The organism is Enorma sp., from assembly GCF_982429025.1.
Window position 1 is genome coordinate 19186 of the sequence record NZ_CEWCAA010000029.1, and the last position, 8264, is coordinate 27449.

General features: G+C 64.2%; 6 protein-coding genes. 1 reads left to right on the plus strand and 5 read right to left on the minus strand.

Features of this window, described 5'->3' with window-relative positions:
- Positions 1-47: 47 nt before the first annotated feature.
- The 5 genes from AC1VS5_RS06240 to AC1VS5_RS06260 form a co-directional block, all read right to left on the minus strand.
- Positions 48-998 carry an L-lactate dehydrogenase gene (locus AC1VS5_RS06240; protein ID WP_419044385.1) on the minus strand — a complete coding sequence of 317 codons (951 nt, stop codon included), beginning with the start codon at positions 996-998 and terminating at the stop codon, positions 48-50.
- A gap of 149 nt (positions 999-1147) precedes the next feature.
- A complete protein-coding gene (locus tag AC1VS5_RS06245; protein WP_019128081.1) occupies positions 1148-2311 on the minus strand; it encodes a pyridoxal phosphate-dependent aminotransferase in 1164 nt (387 codons plus the stop codon).
- A gap of 157 nt (positions 2312-2468) precedes the next feature.
- Positions 2469-4517 (minus strand): NAD(+) synthase, encoded by a 2049-nt coding sequence (locus AC1VS5_RS06250; protein WP_481218064.1) that lies wholly within the window; start codon positions 4515-4517, stop codon positions 2469-2471.
- A gap of 274 nt (positions 4518-4791) precedes the next feature.
- On the minus strand, positions 4792-5859 hold the full coding sequence (locus tag AC1VS5_RS06255) for a glycosyltransferase family 2 protein (protein WP_481218065.1): 1068 nt from the start codon (positions 5857-5859) through the stop codon (positions 4792-4794).
- A complete protein-coding gene (locus AC1VS5_RS06260) occupies positions 5852-6997 on the minus strand; it encodes a glycosyltransferase family 2 protein (protein ID WP_481218066.1) in 1146 nt (381 codons plus the stop codon). Before AC1VS5_RS06260 ends, AC1VS5_RS06255 begins: the two co-directional genes overlap by 8 nt.
- A gap of 163 nt (positions 6998-7160) precedes the next feature.
- Between AC1VS5_RS06260 and AC1VS5_RS06265 the strand changes: the two genes are divergently transcribed.
- Positions 7161-8246, plus strand: a complete 1086-nt coding sequence (locus AC1VS5_RS06265) for a glycosyltransferase (protein ID WP_204665913.1) — start codon at positions 7161-7163, stop codon at positions 8244-8246.
- Positions 8247-8264: the final 18 nt, after the last annotated feature.

Here is an 8264-nt window from a genome sequence, read left to right on the forward strand (position 1 = left end):
CGCCTTGCGCCACGTTCTTCCAGCCGGCGACGCACGGCCTTCTTTAGCTATGCCTCGAAATCAACCTGGTCGATGATGGCCTTGAGCGCATCGGCAGAGCCGTGCAGCTGCGCCATCTCGTCATCGGAAAGCGCCACCGGCACACGGCACACCACGCCGTCCTTGCCGATGATAGTCGGCATGGAGATGGCGATATCGTTAAGCCCGTACTCTCCCACCATCAAGCTCGAGACAGGCAGCACGCAGTCCTCGTCGCGCATGATGGCGGTGCAGATGCGCTTCACGCTCATGGCGATGCCATAGTAGGTGGCGTGCTTCTTCTCGATAATCTCGTAGGCGCTGTTCTTGACGTTCTCGGCGATGCGCGCTTCGGCGGCCTTATGGTCGCGATGCCCGCGCATCTCGCAGAACGTGTTGAGCGGCACGCCGGCGACCATGGCGCTCGACCATGCCGCGAACTCGGAATCGCCGTGCTCGCCCATGATATAGGCGTGAACGTCGCGCGGGTCGACGTCGAGGTGCTCGCCGAGCATGTACTTGAGCCGCGCGGTGTCGAGCACCGTGCCAGAGCCGATCACGCGGCCCTCGGGCAGGCCAGACATGCGTATGGCGGCATAGGTGAGAACGTCGACCGGATTGGCGACGACGAGCAAGATGCCCTTGAAGCCGCTTTCGCGAATCTGCGGGATGATGCTCTTGAAGATACCGACGTTCTTGTTCACCAGGTCGAGCCGGGTCTCGCCGGGTTTTTGGGCGGCGCCGGCCGTGACCACGATAATGGCAGCGTCCGCGACATCAGCATACGTTCCGGCGTAAATCTTCATAGGGCTCGCGAACGGCACGCCGTGCACGATATCGAGCGCTTCGCCCTCAGCGCGTTTGGCGTCAACATCGATGAGAACCATCTCGGAGAACAGCCCGCTCTGCATGAGGGCGAACGCCGAGGAAGACCCGACGAACCCGCAACCGACGACGGCGACTTTGCGATCGTTAATCATAGGAAACCCCTATCACTCAGCCGGGCGCAAATGGCGCCCGATGCAATCGCTACTGATTATCACCAAATCAGCAACATTTCATACGCCGAGATGCCCAGCATGCGCCGCATACGACGAAAGCACCGCAATGCGCGCCGAGGTGCCCCGCATCAGCGGATGCCCGCCGCCTCGATAGCGGCGACGGCAGCACGCAGGCCGTCCGGCGGAAGCACGAGCGCCATGCGCACATAGCCTTCGCCGTGCGGGCCAAAGCTCGCACCCGGCGTGACCACCACGCCCGCCCGCTCCATGAGCTCCTCGCAGAACGCCATGGAATCGGTGCGGCCGCCGGGAAGCTTCACCCACACGAACATCGAACCGTGCGCATTGGGGCGCTCCCAGCCGATCGCCTCGAGCCCGTCGCAGAGCGCGTCGCGGCGCTCCTGGTACTTAAGACGTTGGTTCTCAACCTCATCAAGCGGACCGGTGAGCGCGGCGATCGCGGCTTTCTGGATGGGAAAGAACATGCCGAAGTCGATTTGGCTGCGGAGCTTCGCGAACGCCGCCACCACATCCGCGCGACCCACGAGAAAGCCGATGCGGGCGCCCGTGACGTTGAACGACTTGGAGAGCGAGAAGAACTCCACGCCCACCTCGAGCGCGCCGGGATAGCTCAGGAAGCTACCGCCGCGGGGCCCGTCGAACACGATGTCGGAATAGGCGTTATCGTGCACGATGATGAGGTCGTGCTCACGCGCGAACGCGATGATCTCTTCGTAGAGCTCGGGCGTGCCAACGCTACCCACCGGATTCGCCGGCAGAGAGACAATCATGTACTTCGCGCGATCCGCGACCTCGGGGTCGATGCCCGCCACGTACGGAAGGAAATCATGCTCGGCATTGAGCGGGTAGTATGCGAGCTCTCCGTCGGCGATCTTCACGCCAGCCTCGAATACGGGATAGCATGGGTCGGGCACGAGCACCGTATCGCCGGGATCGAGCAGCGCCAAGCCCAGATGCCCCACGCCCTCCTGCGTCCCGTTGCAGCTCGCGACCATATCGGGCGTGATGCCCTCCACGCCGAAGCGACGCTCGTAATAATCGCAGACCGCTTGCTTGAGCTCGGGCAGGTCGCCCAGGCTGTACTTCCACTGTGCAGGATCGGCAGCGGCATCGCGCAGCGCTTGGACCACGTGGTCGTACGGAGCGAAATCCGGCGTGCCGACCGACAGGTTGTAGATGGTACGGCCCTCGGCCTCAAGCTTCAAGCGCTTGGCGTTGAGCGAGCTGAAAACCTCCGCGCCAAACCGATCAAGACGCTGGGAAAACTGCATGGAAGATCCTTTCGTTGACAGCAACTGGTTACCTAGCCAAGGAGGGGCGCCGCGGGAGGCCGCGAATGGCCCCAAATGACCCCGTCCCAAAAGGGGCAAGGCGACGGGGCAGGCCGGAATGGGTCAAAACAACCCCGTCCCATTTTGACCCGTTTTATCATTTTTCGAGACCATCGATCTCGGCGAGCCAGAGGCGCGCGCTGGCGTCGCTCGGCATGCGCCAGTCGCCGCGGGGGCTGAGCGTCACCGAACCCACCTTGGGACCGTCGGGCAGGCAGCTGCGTTTGAACTGCTGAGCGAAGAACCGGCGGTAGAACACGCGCAGCCAGCTGTGAATGGTTTCGCGATCATAGACACCCTCGAACGAGCGGCATGCCATGCGGAAGATCTTCCCCGGCGCGAATCCAAAGCGCAACAGGTAATACAAGAAGAAATCATGCAGCTCGTAGGGGCCAACCAAATCTTCGGTCCTCTGCGCGATCTGGCCGTCGCCCGTAGGAGGCAGAAGCTCGGGCGAGACGGGCGTATCGAGAATGTCGAGAAGCGTTTCTTCAATCTGCCCGCCGAAAACCCCGGCCGCGTAGCGCACGAGGTGGCGCACGAGCGTCTTGGGCACGCTCGCGTTCACGGCATACATGCTCATGTGATCGCCGTTGTAGGTAGCCCAGCCGAGCGCCAGCTCCGAAAGGTCGCCCGTGCCGATTACGAAGCCGCCCTGCTGGTTGGCGAGGTCCATGAGCACCTGCGTGCGCTCGCGCGCCTGGCTGTTCTCATAGGTCACGTCTTGCACCGCGGGATCGTGGCCGATATCGGAGAAGTGCTGTTCGACCGCCGCCCCAATGGGAATCTCACGGAAACTCACCCCGAGTGCCTCGGCGAGCGTCTGGGCATTCGTCTTGGTGCGCACCGTGGTGCCGAAGCCCGGCATCGACGCGGCCGTGATGCCATCGCGCGAAAGCCCGAGCGCATCGAAGGCGCGCACGGTCACGAGCAGTGCGAGCGTGGAGTCGAGCCCGCCCGAGAGGCCGATGACCGCGCGCTTGGTGCCCGTATGGGCGAGGCGCGTCTTGAGGCCGGCGGCCTGCAGGCTCAAGATCTCCTCGCAGCGCTCGGCAAGGTCGCCCGCATCAACAGGCACGAACGGAGCCTGCGGAAAGACGCGGTTGATATCAAGCGCCGAGAGCATGAGGGGCGCCGTGGCGGGAACGCCCTCCCCTTCTCGCGCCTCACCCCGTGCGGCTGCAAACGAGAACGGCACCTCGCGCGCCAAGCCGTGCGAAAGCGGCGAGGGAGCCCAGGTGGTAGAGCGACGGCGCTCGGCGCAGAGCCGGTCGAGATCGACATCGGCCACAGCCATCTCGCAGCTGAAGAGCGGCGTCTTGGCGAGCACCGATCCGTTCTCGGCGACGAGGTTCTCACCCGCGAAGACCAGATCCGTCGTAGACTCGCCCTCCCCGGCATCGGCGTAGGCGTAGGCGCAGTACAGCCGCGCCGACTGCTGGCTCACGAGCTGGCGGCGGTAGGACGCCTTGCCGATGATCTCGTCCGAAGCAGAGGCGTTTAGGATGACGGTCGCGCCGAGCTCGGTCGTCATAGCGGTCGAAGGCGGCTCGGGAACCCAAAGGTCCTCGCAAACCTCCACACCGATGGCCACCGATGAGGCGCCCGCATCTTCGCAGCGATAGACGATGCGCGCCCCGAGCGGCACGTCGCGCTGGCCTGCAAACAAGGGGACGATCTTTGGCTCCGCCGGCGCTGGAGTAAACCAGCGGCGCTCATAGAATTCGCCGTAGTTGGGAATATGCTGCTTGGCGGTAAGCCCGAGCAATGTGCCCGCACAGCAGACGGCAGCACAGTTATAGAGCGCCGCAGCATGCGCCACGGGAAGACCGACGGTAAAGATGATGGAGAGGGCGCGTGTCTCTTCGAGAAGCCAGCAGAGGGCAGCCTCCGCCTCGCGCAGCAAGGCGCGGTCCAAAAAGAGATCCGCGCAGGTATAGCCGGTTAGGCACAGTTCCGGCAATGCGAGCGCACCCACGCCGCCCTCGGCCGCCGCGCGCACGCACGCGAGGACGGCCTCGGCGTTGCCCTGCACATCTGCCACGCGAATCTTGGGCGTCGCAGCCGCAACGCGAAAGAACCCGTCGCGCGCAGCAGGGTCGGGCGATCCCGTGCCGCAGGCCCCCGTGAACATCAGCTCATCCATGCCGAACTCCTTTGCATCGGACATTCTTTGCTCAGTATTCTAACCCGCATTGGTTGTTGCAGCGGGTCGGGGACAGGAAGGGCGCCGTCCGCGCGCGTTCGTTCCACTTTTGGGAATATCTTTTGCGCACGGCATAAGATAGCCGCCTTACGCCCAGCGATATCCTGCACGGTTTCCATGCTTTGGCAGGCGTTACCCCATGACACCGGAAAAGAAGTTCCCAAAAGTGGAACGAACATGCGCAATGCTGCGGGCGGCAGCTTGGCACCCCGACCTATCGCAGGAACCGCTGCACGCACGCGCGAAGGCCACGGGTGGCGAGAAAAAAGCGCACGATGTCGATTTTGCCCAGCGTAAGACCCGTGCCCGCGGCGGCAGCGTCGGCAACGCGCCGCGCCGTGCGCCGTACGGCCTGCTGCCGGGGGAGCTCCGCCCAAGCTTCCCCATAAACATCCGCCAAAGCCTGCGCAAGACGCGCGACGGCGGCGGCCCCCTCCTTCGCAGGCAAGCGCACGAGGTCGAAGGCGGTCATATCCAAACACCACGTCACCATCTGCGCGGGGCAGAGCGACTCGAGCCCGCGACGCGACCATTCCGCAAAAATCGCCTCGAACGCGCCCAGGTGCTGGGCAACCTTCCGCGCAAGCACCGCCGGGTCGTCCAGCGCGTGCGTGAGCGATCCGCCCACCATACGGTAGCGGTATAGCTTGTCGGAAATCAGCTCGATACCGTGCGCCACCGGATAAAGCGTGAAGAGAAACGCAGCGTCCTCACCAAGGCGAACGCCCTCAGGGAACCGCACGCGCTCGCGCTCTTCCAGCGATCGCGTCCACGCCGCCCGCCACGCGTAGGGTTGGGCATGCGCGGAGAACAGCAGCTCGGGCGCGAAAGATGCATAGCTCGCTGCCCTGGGGCTCAAAAGCTCACGGATACGCTCCGACGCCGCGTCCTCCGGCTCGCACACCGCGCCGAACACCACGACCTCGGCGCCGGTGCGCTCAAAAACCTCGACCAAGCGGGCGCAGTGCTCCGGCACAAGTGCATCGTCGGCATCGATCGTGCAGATGATGCGCCCCCGCGCCGCATCGAGCCCCGTGTTGCGCGCGGCGGAAGGACCGGCGTTCTTCTGCGCGATCACCCGAACGCGGGCATCGCGACCAGCAATGCCCTCAAGCACCGCTCGCGAGCCGTCCGTCGAGCCGTCGTCCACGCAGATAAGCTCAAGGTCGCCCATGGTCTGAGAAAGCACCGACTCGACGCTCTCCCCCACCGTGGACGACGCGTTGTACACGGGCATGACGAGCGATACCGCTGGAGCGCGCCCTTCCGCAGGCCTACTCATGGCCCAACCTGTTCCTGGCATACGCAAGCAGAAGCCCCGGCCCGCCGAGCTTGAGATAATGGAGTGCGCGGCCAGCCGGCCCCGCTGTGGCATACGAGGCATTCGCTCGCTCCCACGCCTCGGGATCGCGCAAGATCCCCTTAAGGTTTGCCCGCTTCCACGGCTTCATGTCGTCGAGGGCGACCTCCCCCGCGTCGAGCGCCCGACGGTACTCGGCCGCCATGCGCTCCAGAAACTCAACATGGAATTGCGGGGCCAAGCGCACGTAGCTCCACATATAGGAATCGTATTTTGCAACAAGCGCGCTACGCAGAAGGCGCGCGGCCGCGTCTGCCCCAAAGCGAGCGGGCGCTTCCGCGCTCAGCCAACGCTCGATCTCGGCATACTCCTCGCACACGCAATACACCTTGTTGGACGCGTTGACCGAAGAGCCTTCGTTATCTTGCCGGTATGCGAGCACGGGGTCGTGCACGTACACCACGCGTTCCGCGCAGGCATACGCCTTGAACGAGAACGACGTGTCCTGGAACGCCGCACCTGGCGTGGGCAGGAAGCGAATGCCGTTCTCGGCAAGGAACGCACGCCGGTAGACGGCCGACCAGATGGAGGGCTTTTGCCCGAAGATAAACGGATCCTCGCGGGGGCGCACCGGAACACCGCAGCGCTCCGCACGCGCGACCTCGAAGAACTCACGGCGCTCCTGCGGAGTCGACCAGTACAGGTCGAAATTGCCCTTGGCAATCACGGCGTCCGCATCCTCGGCGGCAGCAACGAGCATCTCGAGCGCACGGGGATACATGATGTCGTCCGGCTCCAGGATGGCGATGTAGGCACCGCGCGCAGCATCGAGCCCTCGGTTCATAGAATCCCCGTAACCCGAATTGGCCTTGGTGATGACCCGGATGCGCTCGTCTTCGGCAGCCGCGCGCGCAATGATCTGGGGCGAACCGTCGGTCGAGCCGTCGTCGATGCAGATGATCTCGATGTCTCGAAGCGTCTGCGCGCGCGCCGAGGCGATGCTCTCCTCGAGATAGCGCTCGACGTTGTAGATAGGCATGAGCAACGAGGCCACGGGCGCGGCAGCGTTCCCGGACGCCCTGCCCCCTGCCACGGCTGCATCGGCTGGCGAGATACCCACAAACCCCTCCTTCTTCATATAGCTAAGCACGGCCCCATGATACCGCGTCGGTGCGCCCGCAGCGAGACGCCACGCTGCCGAGCGCACGTTTCGCGGAATTTGGCGGGGGATGCGGGGCCGGAGACCCGGAAAAGCGCTCTCGCGTATAATGGGGAGGCCCGGGATGGACCGGGAACCATGCTCCGGCACGAGGAAAGGGGCGGCGCGGGTGAGCGCAGCAGCCAACACATCGAATGCGCCCGCCGGCGGCGCTCAGGAACATCTCGACCGCTTGGCCATCGTCGTGGTCACGTATAAGCGGCAAGAGCTTCTCTCTCGCCTCTTCGATTCTTTCGCCACCCTCACGCAGGCGCCGTGGCGCATCATCGTCATCGACAACGAGGCATCCCCTGCAACCGAAGCGCTCGTGCACAGCGCGAACAAGCGCTTCGCCGAGCTCTGGGGCGCCGCAGATGCCGATGCGCTCGGTGGGACGGACCGCATGATCTGCGTGCCTCAATATGAGAACACCGGTGGCGCGGGCGGATTCTCAGCTGGCGTGCAGCACGCTTGGAAGCTCGGTGCCCAGTGGTTCTGGGTCATGGACGACGACGTGGAGGTCATGCCCGAGGCCATCGACCGCCTCGCCCGCTGGGGAGCGCGCTACCAGGTGGTGCAGGGATCGCGTCTCGATTACGACGACGGTCCTTTCTATTGGCAGTACCAGCAGCTTCTGCGCCTTGGCATTCCCAACCCGCTGGCTCCCGCAGACCTTGGGCCGGAGGGCTACAAGCACATGAACTCGCTTTGCTTCGAAGGAGGCCTCTTCTCGCGCGATGTGGTGCGAAAGATCGGTTTTCCCGACGCCCGCTTCTTCATCTACGGCGACGACGCCTGCTACGGCTACCTTGCATCGAAGGTGACCGAATGCGTGGTGGTTGCCGACCTTATCCTCAAGCGCAGCCGCGTGGTCTCAAACTGGGATATCGCGGGAAAGCGGCAGCTCAACAGCACGAGCGACACCAACCGCTTCTACATCATGCGCAATCGCGGGTTCCTAGCGCGCTACCTGCGCGAGCATGGCGACTATCATCGCGTGCTCTATGGCGTGGGAACGTTCGCGACCTTTTCGAAGGAGCTCATCCGCCTGGCCGTAGTCGACCGTACCTTCAAGACGGGCATTGCGCAGCTTGTGCGCGGTATGCGCGCGGCACGACGCATCTATCGCGATCGCGATTGGACACCCATGCCGCCGCTTGACGAAGCGTAGCATCCCCCACCACCGATA